The following is a 626-nucleotide window of genomic DNA, read 5'->3' as shown; positions in this document are numbered from 1 at the left end:
GCGGTATCGTTGTTCGCCACGTCCTTCTTCGGCTCCTGGTGCCTAGGCATCCTCCGTGCGCTCTTACTAGCTTAACCATTTGCTCAGGTGATTCGGCTTACGTGCCTTTTTCATTTTATTTCTCTCATCTCAATAGACATTAAGCGGTAGAAATAAAACGAAAAGATGTCACTGTAATCTCGAACACCTTTCGCTAACAAATTAATGAACAGCTAAAGGATGTTTCAGCATTTCTTTTCTTTCGTTATCCAGTTTTCAAGGTGCAAGTTGTTCCGTGCCGTTTAACGCGGCAGGAGTATTAGATTATCATGCTTGCTTGTTACGATCAACCACTAAAAGTTGGCAACTTGCTTGCATGGCAACCCGCTTGGCGACGTCCTACTCTCCCAGGACCCTGCGGTCCAAGTACCATTGGCGCTGGAGGGCTTAACGGTCGTGTTCGGTATGGGAACGCGTGGTTCCCCTCCGCCATCGCCACCAAACGGATGATGCGGTTGAAAGACGATTAGTCTTTCAAAACTGACAACGAGTAAGCGATAAACTGCCATGTTTATCCGAACCTCATCGGGTTCGGGTATTTCCTTAGAAAGGAGGTGATCCAGCCGCACCTTCCGATACGGCTACCT

1 rRNA gene is annotated in these 626 nt (G+C 47.9%); it reads right to left on the bottom strand.

Features of this window, described 5'->3' with window-relative positions:
* Nucleotides 1-365: 365 nt before the first annotated feature.
* Nucleotides 366-482, bottom strand: a 5S ribosomal RNA gene (rrf, locus tag ACO9K6_RS20955).
* Between the last annotated feature and the right edge of the window lie 144 nt (nucleotides 483-626).

It is taken from the genome of Paenibacillus praedii (genome assembly GCF_049725345.1).
In the GTDB taxonomy this organism is placed as follows: domain Bacteria; phylum Bacillota; class Bacilli; order Paenibacillales; family Paenibacillaceae; genus Pristimantibacillus.
This window is presented reverse-complemented; position numbering and strand designations above follow the sequence as displayed.